Origin of the sequence: Clostridium fungisolvens (assembly GCF_014193895.1) — a bacterium.
Lineage (GTDB): Bacteria > Bacillota > Clostridia > Clostridiales > Clostridiaceae > Clostridium_AR > Clostridium_AR fungisolvens.
The window spans coordinates 3555625-3571539 of sequence record NZ_BLZR01000001.1; the positions used below are offsets into that span (position 1 = coordinate 3555625).

General features: G+C 31.9%; 19 protein-coding genes. All 19 read right to left on the minus strand.

What is annotated here, in order from left to right; all coding sequences use genetic code 11:
• Positions 1-76: 76 nt before the first annotated feature.
• The gene (gene fliD, locus bsdtw1_RS15715; protein ID WP_183278504.1) at positions 77-1966 is read right to left on the minus strand and encodes a flagellar filament capping protein FliD; all 1890 of its coding nucleotides are present in this window, start codon (positions 1964-1966) and stop codon (positions 77-79) included.
• Positions 1967-1980: 14 nt separating this feature from the next.
• Positions 1981-2319 carry a flagellar protein FliT gene (gene fliT, locus bsdtw1_RS15720; RefSeq protein ID WP_183278505.1) on the minus strand — a complete coding sequence of 113 codons (339 nt, stop codon included), beginning with the start codon at positions 2317-2319 and terminating at the stop codon, positions 1981-1983.
• Between the two features lies 1 nt (position 2320).
• The gene (fliS, locus tag bsdtw1_RS15725) at positions 2321-2704 is read right to left on the minus strand and encodes a flagellar export chaperone FliS (protein ID WP_183278506.1); all 384 of its coding nucleotides are present in this window, start codon (positions 2702-2704) and stop codon (positions 2321-2323) included.
• 9 nt (positions 2705-2713) lie between these two features.
• Positions 2714-3019: a hypothetical protein gene (locus bsdtw1_RS15730; RefSeq protein WP_183278507.1), complete on the minus strand. Its 306-nt coding sequence runs from the start codon at positions 3017-3019 to the stop codon at positions 2714-2716.
• Positions 3020-3055: 36 nt separating this feature from the next.
• Positions 3056-3409, minus strand: coding sequence for a flagellar protein FlaG (locus bsdtw1_RS15735; protein ID WP_183278508.1), 354 nt, complete (start codon positions 3407-3409; stop codon positions 3056-3058).
• Positions 3410-3422: 13 nt separating this feature from the next.
• Complete coding sequence (gene csrA, locus bsdtw1_RS15740; protein ID WP_128212454.1) at positions 3423-3638, minus strand: carbon storage regulator CsrA; 216 nt, start codon at positions 3636-3638, stop codon at positions 3423-3425.
• 1 nt (position 3639) lies between these two features.
• The gene (fliW, locus tag bsdtw1_RS15745) at positions 3640-4068 is read right to left on the minus strand and encodes a flagellar assembly protein FliW (protein WP_183278509.1); all 429 of its coding nucleotides are present in this window, start codon (positions 4066-4068) and stop codon (positions 3640-3642) included.
• 19 nt (positions 4069-4087) lie between these two features.
• Complete coding sequence (gene flgL, locus bsdtw1_RS15750; RefSeq protein WP_183278510.1) at positions 4088-5083, minus strand: flagellar hook-associated protein FlgL; 996 nt, start codon at positions 5081-5083, stop codon at positions 4088-4090.
• Between the two features lie 15 nt (positions 5084-5098).
• Complete coding sequence (gene flgK, locus bsdtw1_RS15755) at positions 5099-6919, minus strand: flagellar hook-associated protein FlgK (protein WP_183278511.1); 1821 nt, start codon at positions 6917-6919, stop codon at positions 5099-5101.
• 14 nt (positions 6920-6933) lie between these two features.
• A complete protein-coding gene (locus bsdtw1_RS15760) occupies positions 6934-7344 on the minus strand; it encodes a flagellar protein FlgN (protein WP_183278512.1) in 411 nt (136 codons plus the stop codon).
• A gap of 1 nt (position 7345) precedes the next feature.
• Positions 7346-7624, minus strand: coding sequence for a flagellar biosynthesis anti-sigma factor FlgM (gene flgM, locus bsdtw1_RS15765; protein WP_183278513.1), 279 nt, complete (start codon positions 7622-7624; stop codon positions 7346-7348).
• Between the two features lie 407 nt (positions 7625-8031).
• The gene (gene fliY / locus bsdtw1_RS15770) at positions 8032-9198 is read right to left on the minus strand and encodes a flagellar motor switch phosphatase FliY (RefSeq protein ID WP_183278514.1); all 1167 of its coding nucleotides are present in this window, start codon (positions 9196-9198) and stop codon (positions 8032-8034) included.
• Complete coding sequence (fliM, locus tag bsdtw1_RS15775) at positions 9191-10186, minus strand: flagellar motor switch protein FliM (protein ID WP_183278515.1); 996 nt, start codon at positions 10184-10186, stop codon at positions 9191-9193. The genes fliY and fliM overlap by 8 nt, the downstream gene beginning before the upstream one ends.
• 21 nt (positions 10187-10207) lie before the next feature.
• Positions 10208-10609: a chemotaxis protein CheW gene (locus tag bsdtw1_RS15780; RefSeq protein WP_183278516.1), complete on the minus strand. Its 402-nt coding sequence runs from the start codon at positions 10607-10609 to the stop codon at positions 10208-10210.
• A gap of 15 nt (positions 10610-10624) precedes the next feature.
• On the minus strand, positions 10625-10984 hold the full coding sequence (locus bsdtw1_RS15785; RefSeq protein ID WP_128212445.1) for a response regulator: 360 nt from the start codon (positions 10982-10984) through the stop codon (positions 10625-10627).
• A 15-nt stretch (positions 10985-10999) separates the two neighbouring features.
• A complete protein-coding gene (locus bsdtw1_RS15790; RefSeq protein ID WP_183278517.1) occupies positions 11000-11602 on the minus strand; it encodes a chemotaxis protein CheC in 603 nt (200 codons plus the stop codon).
• Positions 11603-11622: 20 nt separating this feature from the next.
• A complete protein-coding gene (locus bsdtw1_RS15795; protein ID WP_183278518.1) occupies positions 11623-13674 on the minus strand; it encodes a chemotaxis protein CheA in 2052 nt (683 codons plus the stop codon).
• Between the two features lie 422 nt (positions 13675-14096).
• Positions 14097-14861: a CheR family methyltransferase gene (locus bsdtw1_RS15800; RefSeq protein WP_183278519.1), complete on the minus strand. Its 765-nt coding sequence runs from the start codon at positions 14859-14861 to the stop codon at positions 14097-14099.
• A gap of 10 nt (positions 14862-14871) precedes the next feature.
• Entirely contained in the window at positions 14872-15912 is a 1041-nt protein-coding gene (locus tag bsdtw1_RS15805) for a protein-glutamate methylesterase/protein-glutamine glutaminase (protein WP_183278520.1), read from the minus strand.
• Positions 15913-15915: the final 3 nt, after the last annotated feature.

Here is a 15915-nt window from a genome sequence, read left to right on the forward strand (position 1 = left end):
AATTTATTATAAACTTTTCATAGTAAAACTACTATACTATATTAATCGTTAGTCTTTTAATAAACTTTAGTTTTTTTTACATAGCACCTAATTGAGATGACAACCAGTTACTTTGTGAATTTAGGTTATTCATATTTGACTCTAAAGTAGCATACATTGAATACAATCTTTGTTGCTTTTGAGTAAACATTTCTTTTAGATCATTCAATCTAGTATTTTTTTGCGAGAGTGATTTAGTTAATTCGTTCTGACTTACCCACTTTGTATTAATATAACCAGCCTTCTTAACTAAAGTACCATCATTTCCAGCAGTCTTATCAAGTATGTCTTGAAATCTCCTAAAAATCCCCTCATTTCCAGTACTATCAGGAATTTTAGTAAATAACTTCTGAACAAGGTCTCCTCTATCTTGAAGAGCTGTCTTTAGTTTATTCTCATCTATTGTAAGCTTTCCTCCATCATAAAAGTTTGATGTCGTTGTAATTCCAATTTCAGTTATACTTATTCCTGCCCCTTTAACTGTGTCATAAATAGCTTGTCTCATTTGAGTAAGTACGCCTGAAAGATAGTTGTCTCTTCTGAGAATACCTTGCTTCGCCTTAGTCTCCCAACTAGTTATCTGGTCAGCAGTCATTGAAGCCTTCTGAGCATCAGTTAAAGGTTTATAATTGTAATCTTTTTTTTCAGTTATCTTTGTATTAATTTTATCTATTAAAGTATTATAAGCATCAACAAATTTTTTAAACTTATCAACCTGCGCTGAAGCATCAGATTTAACATTGAGATTTATTGCATCTCCACCTGTAGTAGCAACTAAATTATAAGAAATACCATCTATAGAAAAATTATTGGAGTTTTTAGTAACACTCACAAAATCAGTTTCTCCAGGTGCCTTAACTGAAATTTTAGCATCAACACCTGTATAGGAGCCAGCTATACCTAACATATTTGAAGATGTTGAACTTGATATTACTACATTATTGTTAGAACCTGTATTTTTAGTTTGTATTGTAAGCTTATTTGTTAAATCGCTAAAGTTAATATCCAGATACGAACTTAATGATACATCTCCAACCTTTGTATTTCTTAAGTCATCCACAAACTGAGATACCGTTTTTGTAGGATTAGCTGTAAGGTCAATATTAACAGTAAACGGAGACCCTCCATTTATTGCAATAGTAAAACTATCTGTACCAGTTAAGCCTAAGTCCTTTAATGTTGAACTCGAGTTGAAAGTCTTACCAAAATTTCTGCCTATGCAGTCACTGAACCCTGGTGCAGTTGTTGCACTGTCTATAGACATAACATCATTTGAAAGAGCAGTAAATGTAACCTTTCCACCAACATTTCCAACGCTCATTTTTGATGTTAATAACGTCGGATCTATTACATTCATCTTAGCTTTAATATCATTTACAACGTCATCTGCTGTACTTGTACCTGAATAAGTACTATCTAAAGTTATTTTGTAAGTAGATGCTCCTATTTTAAATGATATATCTTTCCCATTGAGAGTCGTCATATCACTTGGAAGATTAACTCCTAAACTTGCCAAACTAGTTTGAGCCTTAGCCCCCTCTGCAAGCTGATCTACTTTTACTTGATATGTACCTTTTATGGCACCTGGAAGAGTAGTCGCTGTTAAATAGTTATCAGCAGATACCCCGCTAGCTAAGGCAGTTGTTGCAACTGTACCTGTAAAATTTGTGGAACTCATCATATTATTTGATTGTAGGATATCGAAATTTTTTCCGAAATCCTTTAGTGTATTTATAAAATCAATATATGCTTCTTGTTGCCATTGTACATACTGAATATCTTGCTTAGCTTGATCTATTTTTGTTTGATCCGCCGACATAGCTTGTTTTACTAATCCATCAGTATCCATCCCTGTAGCAAGTCCTGTAAGTCTCCCGTAATCCCCACTACTACTGCCACTACTACTTGAAGTACTTGAAATATTCAATGTTACCACCTCATTTAAATCTTTTTGTTAATTAGGTTATATCCGTTAAAGTTTCTACTATATGCTATTAATGCATTAGATTTATCTTTTGATTTCTTTATCTCTTGTTGGATAAATTTCTTTTTTTCTTCAATTAATCTAATTAGGATTTGATCTTGCTCTAAAAGCTTAAGTTCACTGGAAACTTTTCTAAACTCATCAGATTCATAATTACTAGCATCTATTAAGTTTATTAAAGCCTGCTTCTGTGTCAGCAGTTTCACAAACGCTTCCTCTTGTTCTTCCTTTACAGAAGTAATTATTTGTTCAGTTATTTCTTTATATTGAATTAACTTTTCTTTTAAATCATCCATTTTACCTAGCTACCTTTGCTAGTTTTTCTGCTTCATACCATGTATCTCTTACATTTTCAATTATTGGTATTACCGAATTCATAATTTCAACATCTTTTTTAATGTTAGCTTGCATTAACTGATATTTTATAAATTCATATACTGCAAAGAGCTGTTTTGCCCAATCTCCAGCGTTTGTATCCAAACTTACCATAAGCTCTGTAAATATATCTTCTGTTCTAGTTATATTATCGTGTGCTTTTTTAGGATCTTTATCTAAAATAGCTTGTCTACCTATTTTAGAATATTTAACAGCTCCATCAACTAGCATTAGTAATAATTGTTCCTTGGATGCATAATTTACACTATTATTTTTATATACATTGTATCCATTGTTTCCGTACATAATATCCTCCTATTTTTTAACATCTATAAATATTCCTCTGTAGTTTTCCTTTGAATCCTTCTCTTTTGTTACTTCGACTTCTAAAGTCTCCGGCTTATATCCATCTACAGTTACTACCTTTTGCTCTTTGATTACCTCTTGAAAGGATTCTTTATGCTTGTCTTTTTTCTTTTTTTGATTCTTGTCTCTATATTTATAGCTATCACTTTGAGTTTCAATCTTTATTCCATCCTTAGAGTGTACCTTACCATCCCTAGTTTGTTCTTCAAGCTTATGTCTCAGGTCGGTATCTATCTTGTTTAATTTAAATTCCATATAGATTCCTCCTGTTCCTATATTTACTCAAAATATCTATACTTTTTTATCAAACATAACTCCAACCAACTCACACATCTTAGCAACAATGTCCAAGATTTTTTTTGGAGGCACTTCCATCAGCACCTCTTTAGTTCTGTCGTCTACAATCTTTATTATTATATCACTTTTAAATTTATCATGAACTTCATAAACAGCATGAGTATTATCACCTTCTAAAAATCTATTAAGTTTTTCAACAGCTTTCTTTATCTCACGCTCATTATTCTTATTCTTGATATCTAGACTTTTTTTATCATCCATTGCAGATGCATTAGTTGTTTCTATTGGTTTTGTTTGACTTGTTGAATCTATAGCAGCTTGGGTCACTTGATTACCCCTAATCTCCATACTTCATACCCCTTTATTTATTGAGATTTTTAAGAACGTCTATATTTATAAGAGTAGCATTCTTATTTTCATCTTCAACTTCCTGAACAAGTTCTTTTCTAAGTATGCTTAATTCTCTTGGAGCTTTTATAGCAAGCTTCACGCTACCGTCGTCCAATTTAATAACTGAAATCTCTATATCATCACCTATTAGCAATGATTGACCTTTTTTTCTAGTTAAAACTAACATATTACTCACTCCTTAGTAGAGGATGCTTAATCATATATTTTTCATTATCTATGATTATTTGTTCCCCAAGCTTTGATTTTATATTAATTATTATAGGAGCTTTTAAATTCGTAGTAATCTCTTCAGCTTTAGAACTTAAGGTCACAGTATTTAGTACTAAAACTTCACTTGAATCTGTTATTTTAAGCTTTTCAATTATATAATCCTTCAGTTCAAATTCATATTCATTCACAACATCAAAGGGCGAAACTGCGACCAAACCTATTTCCTTATTTTCTATAGAATGAAGTATCTTAAAAAACGGATTTCCTTCAAAATCAATAAGTATAAACTTTTTTAGCTCTTGAAGTCCAGGTAATCCTTTAGTAAATGTAATTATATCCTCTTGATCATAATTTAATATACCATGGTATTTAGTCTCTAGTTTCATAAAATCCCCTCCAATATTCCTATCTCAAGTAATCCATGAGAGAAGGTTGAATTATTTTTGCACTTGTCTGAAGTGACGCCATATATACTGTTTGCATTGTGCTGTATTCCATTGTTTTTTGAGTTATATCAATATCTTCAGTATTAGATAATACTTCAGTTAGATTATAATTTTCTTGATCATTTTTATCCTTAGCAGAATCCATTCTGTTCTGTTTAGCTCCAACTTCAGCTCTAATTTTTAGTATATTACTTGCTGCAGCAGTTAAGTCATCTAAATTTTCACCTGTAAGCTTACTTTGTGCATCAGATGAAGATGAATCTAGGTTAGTAATTATATTATTTAACAAATTGCTAACATTTATTTGTTTTCCTTTTTCACTAGTGAAATTTAACACATCATATGCACTTACATTATAATCCATAGTTACACCTTGTGATATTTCCACTGGCAATTTCCCTTTAATCATGTCCATTTGGCTTGACATTGCTATATCTGTAGAATTTATAGAAAGTTCTTCTCCTTCTTTTCCTGCGAAGAATATTCCCTTATTTCCGTTAGCATCTATATCTTTTACACCTAATGGCTTGGATGTCACTTTACTACCACCAAAAACATATTTACCATCAAAATTGGAATTTAAAATCTGAGATATTTCTGACACCTTTTGATTTAATTCATCCTTTATAGCTCTTCTTTCATCTGATCCATATGCAGCATTTCCTGAAGATATTGTAAGTTCTCTTATTCTTTGGAAAGTTTGAGTTACTTGATCTAAAGAAGTATCCGTAGCATCTAACCAATTTATAGTATCACTTATATTTTCATTGTATTGCTTATTAGCAGATATATCTGTATTAAGTTGCATTGCTCTTGCAACTTTAAAAGGATCATCCGATGGTCTTCTTATCTCTTTACCTGATGACAGCTGAGATTGAAGTGTTTTCATATTATTAAGGTTTGTCCTCATATCACTTAAGAAGTTATTTGACAACATTCTATTAGTAACTCTCATTTATTTACCCCTTTACTATTTCTTTAATCCATTTACTACTACATCAAGAAGCTCGTCCACAGTTGCAATAACCTTTGCATTAGCACTATAGGCATGTTGAAATTGTACTAGGTTAGCCATTTCTTCATCTAGTGAAACTCCAGATACACTATCTTTAGTCTGATTAAGTGAATCTAAAAGTTGTTGTTGGTTAGTCACCATTCTAGATGCTTCTTGAGATTGTACACCTAATTTATCTATTGTGTCTTTAAAGTAAGCTTCTAAAGTAGTACCGTTATTATTATTTTCGATTGTCATACCGTTATCCTTTAGTACTGCTTTACCTTTTGTTAAATCAAAAAGATCTGCTCTTGATTTAACAGTAGTTCCTACATCCTGTATTCCAATTAAATTATTTTTAAGCTGTGCTATAGCTAGTGCTCTAGCTCCATCACCTTCACCATCTACAGTGTTTTGCGAAGCATAAGCGAAATCAGAATCTCTTGTTTTTGTCTTTAATTTCATAACATCACTAAGAATTTCTTTATTTACCGTTATATTTTCAGCAGTTATTTCTGATTCATTATTTAAAGTATCATCAAGATTTACCATTTGACCATTTACACTATATTTAGCTACTGATTTATTTACGAATAAAGGCATATAATCTTTATCTGGAAATCCATTGCTAGTTGTACTTGACATACCACTATGTATAGCATTAACTGTAAACGCAATTGATTTAGCTAACTTGTTTACTTGATCTATATAGTTATCAATATCTTTTTGTATTGTTATATTTCCTTTAACTTCTCCTGATGCTGGAGAAAATAATTTAAGCTCTTGTACATCCACTATTGATCCATCTTTTAACGGATAGCCATCAGCTTTAGTTGCAACTCCATCACTATTTGCCCATATAACTCTTGTCTCTTCAATTTCTTTTGCCTGATCAGGGCTCACATTAGTCAACGTTATTGTTTGTTTATTATCTTCATTGTCCATACTTCCAAGTTTATAATAAGTTATCTTATAAGTAGTTCCTGAATCATCTGTTGGATCTTTTTCCATACTGCTTATATATGAAAATCTTGCAACATTACCGTCTCCATCAGCCTTAACAAGTTCCGGTGCTTTCATCCCATTAACATCTGCTGGTTTAAGATTTATTCCTTCGAAAGCTTTCTTATCTATATTCAAGTTAAATTTGCTAGATAATTGATCTATAAGTAAATCTCTTTTATCCATTAAGTCATTAGGTGTGTCTCCAGCATTTTTAACACTTATTATTTCTTTATTTAATTCACCAATCTGATTTAATGTACTATTCATATCAGTAACAGTGTTTTTTATAAGACTTTGTGCATTATTCTTTAAATCTTTTAGTTGTGTATATGTATGGTTTAATGAATCTGTAAGAGCTAATGTTTGTTGGACAACTACAGTTCTTGCATTAGAACTCTGAGGCTGCTTGGACAATTGTTGCCATGAATCAAAGAACTTTCCCATCAATGAAGATATACCAGTATCAGATGGTTCACTAAAAACATCTTCAATTTGAGTTAAAAACCCGCTTCTAGTATTAAATTGTCCAGATATACTTGTTTCATTTCTTACTTGATAATCTAAGAAAGTATCTCTTATTCTCTCAACTGTAGAAACCTGAGCACCAGTTCCAAGTTGTCCTGCTTCCATACCGCCTAAAGATTGTGGTCTTGTAGTTTCTATATTTGCTCTTTGTCTAGAGTATCCAGCTGTATTCGCATTTGCTATATTATGCGAAGTTACATCAATAGATTTTTGCTGAACTGACATACCGCTTTTTGCTATATTAAATGTAGAAAATAAACCTGACATATTTCCTCCCCCTACTACCTTGACATTTTTCCGTATGAGTTATAAGTTTTCATCTCTCTGTTTGGATTTATATAAGTTAACATTTGATTAGTGTATGAAAGTTGTTGCTTTAAGAGTAAATCATTTGTATCCTTCTGAAGTCTCACTGCTTCTAAAAGCTTTATGATATCCCTATAACTTTCTTCCAATCTTTCGTTTCCTGAAGAAAATACAACTTCTTTCATTGAATTGCTTCCAACAAGCTTTCTTCTTTTAACTTCTTCTTCCGCTATTTCTTTATTACAAGCTTGTATTTTGTTTGCAACGTCATCTAATCCAAATATATCTTTCTTTAATATAAATGAATATTGATTATCTAATAACGAAAGAAGCTTATTAAGCGCTTCTTTTTCACTAAGTATTACATTAATAAGCTCTTCGTACATATTAACCCCTTCCTTCACTTATAGAATTAATCATTGATTGTGCTATTTTCTCATTATCTGGTTTATAGGTTCCATTTGCAACTTGCATTCTTAATGCTTCTACCTTTTCACTTCTAGGCATTACATCATCTCCTAAAGAAAAGTTACTTAAAGCTCTAGCTGCGCCTGATATTTCTAAACTATCTTTTTTCACGCTTTCAGCTTTTTGAGTTGCCTTTACTTTGTTAACATTATATATATCAATTACATTTCTAGTTGGTCCTACCCCTTTGATATTCATAACTTACCTCCACTGTACTGTATTCACTACTTATATTATCGTGCAATGAATAAATTAGTTTATACTTAGTTTTTATATTTGTAAAAAATTCCTAATTATCAAAACTCATTTTAAGTGCCATTTTTGACATCCTATACCTTATTATGTACCTGTTAGAAAAAATCACGATTTATTAACAAAATTTTAACATTTATATTGTTTCCATAATTCCTAAAGTTTATTTTATTTTTCACTCAAACTTATATATTATAGCTTGAATATATAAGCCTAATTATTTAATTCAAGCTATTTATTCAGTTAAAACATATATTAATTTGTATCAATATTAGTCTCTGTTTAACCATTTAATTCAACATTTGAAAAAATAAAAAGCACTTTCCTGCATGATTCAGGAACAGTGCTTTTTATCACTTCAAAGACTTTATTCTCTCTGCGTTGCTTACGATACTTGTGATTCTAACTCCAAAGTTTTCATCAACTACCACAACTTCACCAAATGCTACTCTCTTGCCATTTACTAAAATCTCTACAGGCTCATCAGCAACTTTATCCAGTTCAATTAAAGATCCATTACTTAAAGATAAAATATCTTTAATGCTTTTCTTAGTTCTACCAAGAACCACAGAAATTTCTAATGGAACATCTAATATTAAATCTATATTTTTATGTGCTGGCCCAGAAGGACTTGAAGTTAAATTATCAAAAGATGCTTGATGAACTTCCACAGGAGTTCTTTGCTCTTGATATATAGGTTTCTCTTGTACAAAGTGATTATAGTCATTGTGACTTTCTTGGGCATGATATGTATTAGATGGTTCGTAATTACTAGCTGTTCTTACTTCCTGTTGTGGTACTCTTTCTTCCACTCTAGGCTGCTCATTAGCAGGTTCGCTTTGCTGCTCTTCCCCCATCATTATTGAAACAATCTTTTTAGCAGTTTTTAGTGGTAACAACTGCATTATGTTACTATCTACCAAATCACCAATTGTTAGTTTGAAGGATACTTTAACTAAAACATCGTCATCGTTAATCCCTTCTGAAACCGGCTCATTTGCTTCATCCCAAGTCTTTGAAATAGGTGGTGATATGTTTACTTCTCTTGCAAACATAGTAGCCATTGAGGTTGCTGCTGAACCAATCATCTGGTTCATTGCTTCCTGAACTGCACTTAGTTCTATTTCTGATAACTCTGTAGTATTTACAGTGCCATCTCCACCCATCATTAGGTTAGCTATTACTGCAGCATCATTGATTTGCATTATTAATATATTTTTACCTAATATTCCTGAGGTATATTCTACTTCAAGTACTATATTAGGAATATGAAATTGCTCTTTTAACTCTCCCAAAGTTGTCGTGCTTACTACTGGAGTAGTAATATTAACTGACTGATTTATTATCTGGGAAAGAGCTGTTGAAGCTGAACCCATTGAAATATTTCCTATCTCACCTAACAGATCTTTATCTATATCTGAAATACTTTCTTCAGTGTTACCTGTTGTGGATTCGGCTGGTGTTGATGGACCATTCAACAAAGAATCTATCTCTTCTTGTGTAAGAAATCCATTACTCATAATCTTCCACATCCTTACCTATAATGTCTAGTATGGCTACTCCCATATTTTTACCAACTATACCTGGTTTGGCCAGGTAACATTTTTCGTCTTCAACTTCTACTGTTACAGGACTATTATACTTGTTATCAAGCTTAATCACATCACCTGTCACCAATCTTAAGAAATCATCAATACTAATTTCTGTACTACCAAGCTCTACCTTAACATTTACATCTACGATATCCAATCTCTTTTCTATATCATGTCTTGTATGTTCACGGTCTTCTTCAGCACCTGCTTGGAACCAATTTCTCATTACCAGTTTATCAAGAATTTTCTCAATACTCAAATAAGGTATACAAAGATTTATAAAAGTATTACTCTTACCCATTTCTACTGAAAAAGTTATTAATGCTACTGGTTCATTTGGAGCTAGTGTTTGGTTTAAAGCAGGATTAGTTTCTAAACTCTCTACTTCTATATCAATATCCATGACATCTTCCCAAGCAAGCTTTAGGTTTGATAACACTCCTGTTGCCACTTGAGTTATTATATTTTTATCTATATCTGTAAACTCTTTACTTACATGTCTTCGCTCTCCTGTTCCTCCTAACAGTATATCAATAACTTGAAAGGAGAAACTAGGATTCATCTCAAAAAGAATTGAACCATTTAAAGGTGGCATCTTAAACAAAAGCAGTGTAGTCGGATTAGATACACTATGAATAAACTCCTCATAGGTTACCTGCTCTATGTTTTCTATGTTAACCTTTGTATTTTTTCTCACCTGAGCAGTAAGAAAATTAGATATTATTCTTGCAAAATTATCATGTATAAGCTCAAGTGCCCTTATATGCTCTTTAGAAAACTTTTGAGGACTTCTAAAGTCATAAACTTTCACTTTTTGCTTTTCTTCATCTTTTTGCAATTCCTCTGGCTCAAGCTCTCCAGCAGACAAGGCAGACAATAGGGCGTCTATTTCACTTTGTGATAATACATCTGCCATACGCTTACCTCACTTCACTAATTAAATTTTTAGTATTTTACTTATATCTACTAATGTAACTAGTTTATCATCAAAATTCACTATACCTTTTACATAGCTTTGATACTTTTCATTCTCAAGTCTTTGAATAAGTTTTTCATCAATTTCTAAAACCTCTTCAACCTCATCAACAGATATACCTACTTGTTCATCATCAACATTCAATATTATTATGTTACTTTGAACCTTTGATGACTTTGATATATTGAGTAGCAGATTTATATCCAATAAAGGTATTATGCTACCTCTAAGGTTTATAAGTCCTCTAATATGTTCTGGGGCTTTTGGTACTTTGGTCACTTCTGTCATATCAGTAATGCTCTGAACTTTAGATGTTTCTACAGCAAAAAGTTCATCACTAATCTTAAAAACAACAACTTGCATTTTCATGCCCCCTTATTAACCAATTGCCTTTTTGATTGCTTCTAACACTCTATCTGCTTGGAATGGTTTTACTATAAAATCTTTTGCACCTGCTCTTATTGCATCCATAACCATACCTTGTTGGCCCATGGCACTGCACATTATTACCTTAGCTGCTGGATCAAACGCTTTGATATTTTTAACTGCTTCAATTCCATCCATGTCTGGCATTGTTATATCCATAGTTACTACATCTGGTTTTTCCTTTTTATAAAGCTCTACAGCCTTAATTCCATTACTTGCTTCACCTACAACCTCGAATCCGTTTTTTTCAAGAATATCCTTTATCATCATTCTCATAAATGCTGCGTCATCAACAATTAATACTCTAGCCATTTAGAATCCCCCTATCTATATTACGCCTATTGAATTTAATATTTTTTCCAAAGATCCAGGATTAGGAACAAAGTAAAAATGTCCACCAATATTTTCTGAATCCTCGCCTAATAGCATTGTTTCTATTTCCAATACACTATCTGAATACTGTGCTGACTCTACAAAAGTAGAGCTTAAAATCGCACTTAGCATATCAAATGCCACAGCTGGAACTGATGGCATAATGCTCAAGTTTGTAAGTCTTGCTATTGAATTCATGTATGCTGCTGAAATAATATTACCTATTTCACATAGCACTGAATTTCCCATCTCGCTAAACTCATCTTCCTTCATTCCAGTCAGTACTTCTATTATATTAGAAGCTATAGATTTTTCAAATACAAATAAGATATTTCCTGGTGCATCGCCAAGTACTTTTACTAGTACTGCTGCCACCAACTCTTCTTCAGAAACAAAATTATAAATATCCATAAAATCTATTACATTAACACTTGGAACTGTCATATCAATTTTTCTGTTTAACAATTGAGAAAGAGCAGTTGCTGCATTTCCTGCACCAATATTGCTTACTTCTTTAAGAGCATCTAGTTGAAGTGCACTTAATTGAGTATAATCCATCACAATCCTCCTTCTAGTTCCTAGATTAAAGCACCTACATCAAGTATAAGTGTAACAAGACCATTACCAAGTATTGTTGCTCCTATATACTCGTTTAGTCCTTCAAGAGTTTTTCCTAAAGGTTTTATTACTATTTCTTGCTGTCCTAATAAAGAATCAACTAAAAGACCAACAACTTTATCTCCAACCTTAACTATTATAATAAAATTCTTATCCTTTTTGCTAGTATCAATTTGTAAAGTTTCATTTAGTCTAATTAGAGGTATAACATTTTCTCTATATACTATAACTTCTCTTCCATTAGTCTTCTTTATTCTATCTTCCTTATAGTCGATAACTCTGTCTATAAAACCTAGAGATATTGCAAGTGTTTCTTCTCCAACCTTAACAAGCAATGCTTGAATAATTTGAAGTGTTAGAGGAAGTCTTATTATAAAACTTGAACCTTTTCCTATTTCACTTACTACATCAACAGTTCCTCCAAGTGCAGATATTTTTGTTTTTACAACATCCATACCTACGCCTCTACCAGATATATCTGTTACTACTTCGTTAGTACTAAAGCCTTGAGAGAAAATTAAATTCTTTATATCATTTTCAGTCATTCCTTCAGTGTTTATACCTACTTTTTCAGCTTTACGTCTAACCTTTTCAACATCAATACCATTACCGTCATCTTCTACTTTTATTACGGCCTTTGTGCCTTCTTGATATGCTGACAGTCTTATAGTACCTACAGGATCTTTACCTGACTTAGCTCTATCTTCTTTGCTTTCTACTCCATGATCTGCAGCATTTCTTAATAAGTGAATTAATGGTTCCCCGATTTCATCTATTACAGTTCTATCTAACTCTGTATCTTGACCTTCAACAATGAAGTTAATTTCCTTATTCAATTCTACAGAAAGATCTCTAATCATTCTAGGGAATCTATTAAATACAACCTCTAAAGGAAGCATTCTTATCTTCATAACAAGATCTTGCAAATCAGAAGTTGTTCTAGCTACTTGTTCAAGAGTCTCATTTAACTCTTGAGCTCTATAACTTGTGCTTATTTGCTCTAATCTAGTTCTATGTATTACTAACTCAGAAACCATGTTCATAAGCTTATCTAGACGTTCCAAATCAACTCTTACTGATTGATGAACTTTTTTTGTTTGAGCAGATGGATTATTGCTCTTTTTTTCTTCAACTTTTTCTTTATTCGTAACTATAGATTTAGGAGTTAATGGTTTTGACTTTTCATTTACTTCAGCCTTAGCTACTGATTCATATTTAGTAGTTGCAATTTCATTTACTTTTTCTATTCTTAATTCGACTTCTTCTGCAGAAACTTTATCCACTTCTGAAATATTTTTTACAAGTTTCTCAATTTCTTCAGCATTTAGTGTAGTAATTACAATAAGTTCAATGCTAAAATCAAAGTTTTCATTTTCTATATCTTCTGTAGAAGGATATGATTTTATTACTTCTCCATGCTCTTCTAATTCCTTAAATATTAAAAAAGCTCTAGCAGATTTTAATAAAGTATTCTCATTAAGACTTATAAAAACTCTTATAGCCTTATAGCCCTTTTCATGAGCTTGCTTAATTACATTCATATCATATTCATTTATATCAATTACATAATCTGACGAACTCTTATTTTCTGATACTTCTTCTAATATATCAACAGCAACACTGTCTTGCTGTTCATTAGTACTTATATCATGTAAATCCTTCATTATATTCTCTATTTCAACTTTTTCTTCTACACCTTCTGATATATTATTTACCATTCTTTCAAGAGTATCTAGGCAATCAAAAAGTACTGTAACTACATTTTGAGTAACTTTAAGTTCACCTTCTCTAAATTTAGAAAGAACATCCTCCATTTTATGAGTTAGTTCCGCTATATCGCTAAATCCCATTGTTGCCGCCATACCTTTTATAGTATGAGCTACTCTAAATATTTCATTTAACTTGTCAATATCATCTGGTTTTTGTTCTAAGTCAAGTAAAGATTCATTTAGAGTCTGCAAATTGTCCATGGACTCTTCTAAGAACATTGAAAGATATTGAGATGTGTCCATTGTTATCCCTCCCGTTATTCTTCGTAGCACGCAATAATTATTAATTATTGCGCCTCCTGTATTCCTTATTAGCACACAACAATTATTAATTGTTGTGCCTCCCGTTATTCTTCGTAGCACGTAACAATTATTAATTGTTACGCCTCCTGTATTCCCTATTTGCACCTAACAGTTATTAATTCTCACTTCTCTTGTCTATATAATCATAAGTAATAATTGTTAGTTATTATTACTGAAATTAACTAAGCAATACATATTCAATTATATTTAAATAATAAATTTGCATAGTAATTTTTTATAATATACAGCAATTATATATCATATATTTATTTAAAATATGTGAAAATTACATAGCCTTTTCAATTATTCAACACTTATTATTCGTATGAAGTAGTTAATTTCTTTATAGCAATTATTAACTTTTATAACTTTCTATAAATAAAAGTAGAAGCCTTTTCAAAGCCAAAATCTTTGTAATTATATATACTTTCAGTAGCCCCTACAAATAATAAACCACCTTTTTTAAGGGATGCTGCAAATCTCTTGTATATATCATTCTTAACATCTACATTAAAATAGATAACCACATTTCTACATACAATTAAATCGAAGTTACTCTCATAACTATCAAGTATAAGATCATGCTTTTTGAAAGTAACCATGTTTTTCACACTTTGTTCGATATAATACTTATCTTTAACTTTCTTAAAGTACTTTTCTAATTCTCTAGGTTTTACATTTTTCATTTCGTTGTCGGTATATTCTCCAAGCTTAGCTTTCTGAAGAATTGTATTATCTATATCAGTGGCCAGTATCTTATGTCTTCCATTTGGACTTACGTTATTCAAGATCATAGAGATTGAATACGGTTCACAACCAATAGAGCAAGCAGCACTCCAAATTTTAAGACTATTATTAGCTGCGGACTCTTTTTTCAAGATAGCCTCTAACTCTTCAAATAATTCTGGATTTCTAAAAAACTCTGTAACATTGATAGTTATAAAGTCCAAGAATCTTTGCCTGTGCTCTCTATCAGTTTTAATCAGCTTCGTATACTCTTCTAATGATTTTACGCCTAATCTTGTCATTAAACTTTCTATTCTTCTATTAAGCTGGGTTGGTTTATACGCAGATAAATTAATCCCTAGCTCTTTATGTACCCATTGATGAAACTGGCTAAAATCCATAGTTTATCTACTATCCTTTCACTAATGTAACGATTTTTTTTGCTATATATCCTAAAGGTAATACTTCATCAACTTTTCCTGTTTCAAAAGTGGCTTTAGGCATTCCATAAATAGTACAAGTGGACTCATCCTCAGAAATGGTATGTCCTCCAGCATTTTTTATAGATACCGTACCTTGTGCACCATCTTTTCCCATTCCAGTGAGCACAACAGATAATAAGTTCTTACCATAGACAGCAGCTGAGCTATTAAATAGTTTATCTACCGCTGGTCTTACTCCCCATATGCTTGGTTCTTGATTTAATGAAATTCTTTTATCCTTAGATGATTCCATGTGATAACCACCTGGAGCAATATATATAACATTTTTTTCAATTCTCATATCGTTTTCTGCTTCTACAACCTTAAGGTTACAAAGATTATTTAATCTTTCAGCAAAGGTCTTTGTAAATCCTGCTGGCATATGCTGAACCACTAACACCGGAACCTCTAAATCCTTTGGAAGTTCTGTTAGTACAGTTTGAAGTGCTCTGGGACCACCTGTAGAAGCACCAATTACTACTGCCTCTATTTTATTAGAAGCTCTCTTAGTAGTAATAAATTTTGCTGGCTCCTTAGCTTCAACTTTAAAATCAAATAATGACCTTTTTATGGATGCTACTGCTCTTATTTTATGTACTAACTCAAGCTTAACTTTATTAATATCAAGCGATATGGATCCAGATGGTTTTGAAACGAAATCAGCAGCACCAGCATCTAAACAATCCAGTGTCGTTCTAGAGGAACTTGTTGTTAAGCTACTTAACATTATGACCTTAGCATTTCTATTAGTGAGTTTCAGTTTTTTCAGCGCAGTAATACCATCCATTTTGGGCATTTCTACGTCTAAGGTAATTACATCTGGATTATAACCTCCAACCTTGTCAACGAACTCCTCACCATTTCTTGCAGTAGCTATAACTTCCATATCTGTCTCTTCATTTATCATGTCAGAAATTATCTTTCTCATCAGTGCAGAATCGTCTACTACCATAACTTTTATTTTATTCAAGAT

What these genes read in the sequence shown, in the direction of transcription:
- fliT (WP_183278505.1), bottom strand. Translation starts at nt 2,319, where the DNA reads ATGGATGATTTAAAAGAAAAGTTAATTCAATATAAAGAAATAACTGAA.
- fliS (WP_183278506.1), bottom strand. Translation starts at nt 2,704, where the DNA reads ATGTACGGAAACAATGGATACAATGTATATAAAAATAATAGTGTAAAT.
- bsdtw1_RS15730 (WP_183278507.1), bottom strand. Translation starts at nt 3,019, where the DNA reads ATGGAATTTAAATTAAACAAGATAGATACCGACCTGAGACATAAGCTT.
- bsdtw1_RS15735 (WP_183278508.1), bottom strand. Translation starts at nt 3,409, where the DNA reads ATGGAGATTAGGGGTAATCAAGTGACCCAAGCTGCTATAGATTCAACA.
- csrA (WP_128212454.1), bottom strand. Translation starts at nt 3,638, where the DNA reads ATGTTAGTTTTAACTAGAAAAAAAGGTCAATCATTGCTAATAGGTGAT.
- fliW (WP_183278509.1), bottom strand. Translation starts at nt 4,068, where the DNA reads ATGAAACTAGAGACTAAATACCATGGTATATTAAATTATGATCAAGAG.
- flgL (WP_183278510.1), bottom strand. Translation starts at nt 5,083, where the DNA reads ATGAGAGTTACTAATAGAATGTTGTCAAATAACTTCTTAAGTGATATG.
- flgK (WP_183278511.1), bottom strand. Translation starts at nt 6,919, where the DNA reads ATGTCAGGTTTATTTTCTACATTTAATATAGCAAAAAGCGGTATGTCA.
- bsdtw1_RS15760 (WP_183278512.1), bottom strand. Translation starts at nt 7,344, where the DNA reads ATGTACGAAGAGCTTATTAATGTAATACTTAGTGAAAAAGAAGCGCTT.
- flgM (WP_183278513.1), bottom strand. Translation starts at nt 7,624, where the DNA reads ATGAATATCAAAGGGGTAGGACCAACTAGAAATGTAATTGATATATAT.
- fliY (WP_183278514.1), bottom strand. Translation starts at nt 9,198, where the DNA reads ATGAGTAATGGATTTCTTACACAAGAAGAGATAGATTCTTTGTTGAAT.
- fliM (WP_183278515.1), bottom strand. Translation starts at nt 10,186, where the DNA reads ATGGCAGATGTATTATCACAAAGTGAAATAGACGCCCTATTGTCTGCC.
- bsdtw1_RS15780 (WP_183278516.1), bottom strand. Translation starts at nt 10,609, where the DNA reads ATGCAAGTTGTTGTTTTTAAGATTAGTGATGAACTTTTTGCTGTAGAA.
- bsdtw1_RS15785 (WP_128212445.1), bottom strand. Translation starts at nt 10,984, where the DNA reads ATGGCTAGAGTATTAATTGTTGATGACGCAGCATTTATGAGAATGATG.
- bsdtw1_RS15790 (WP_183278517.1), bottom strand. Translation starts at nt 11,602, where the DNA reads ATGGATTATACTCAATTAAGTGCACTTCAACTAGATGCTCTTAAAGAA.
- bsdtw1_RS15795 (WP_183278518.1), bottom strand. Translation starts at nt 13,674, where the DNA reads ATGGACACATCTCAATATCTTTCAATGTTCTTAGAAGAGTCCATGGAC.
- bsdtw1_RS15800 (WP_183278519.1), bottom strand. Translation starts at nt 14,861, where the DNA reads ATGGATTTTAGCCAGTTTCATCAATGGGTACATAAAGAGCTAGGGATT.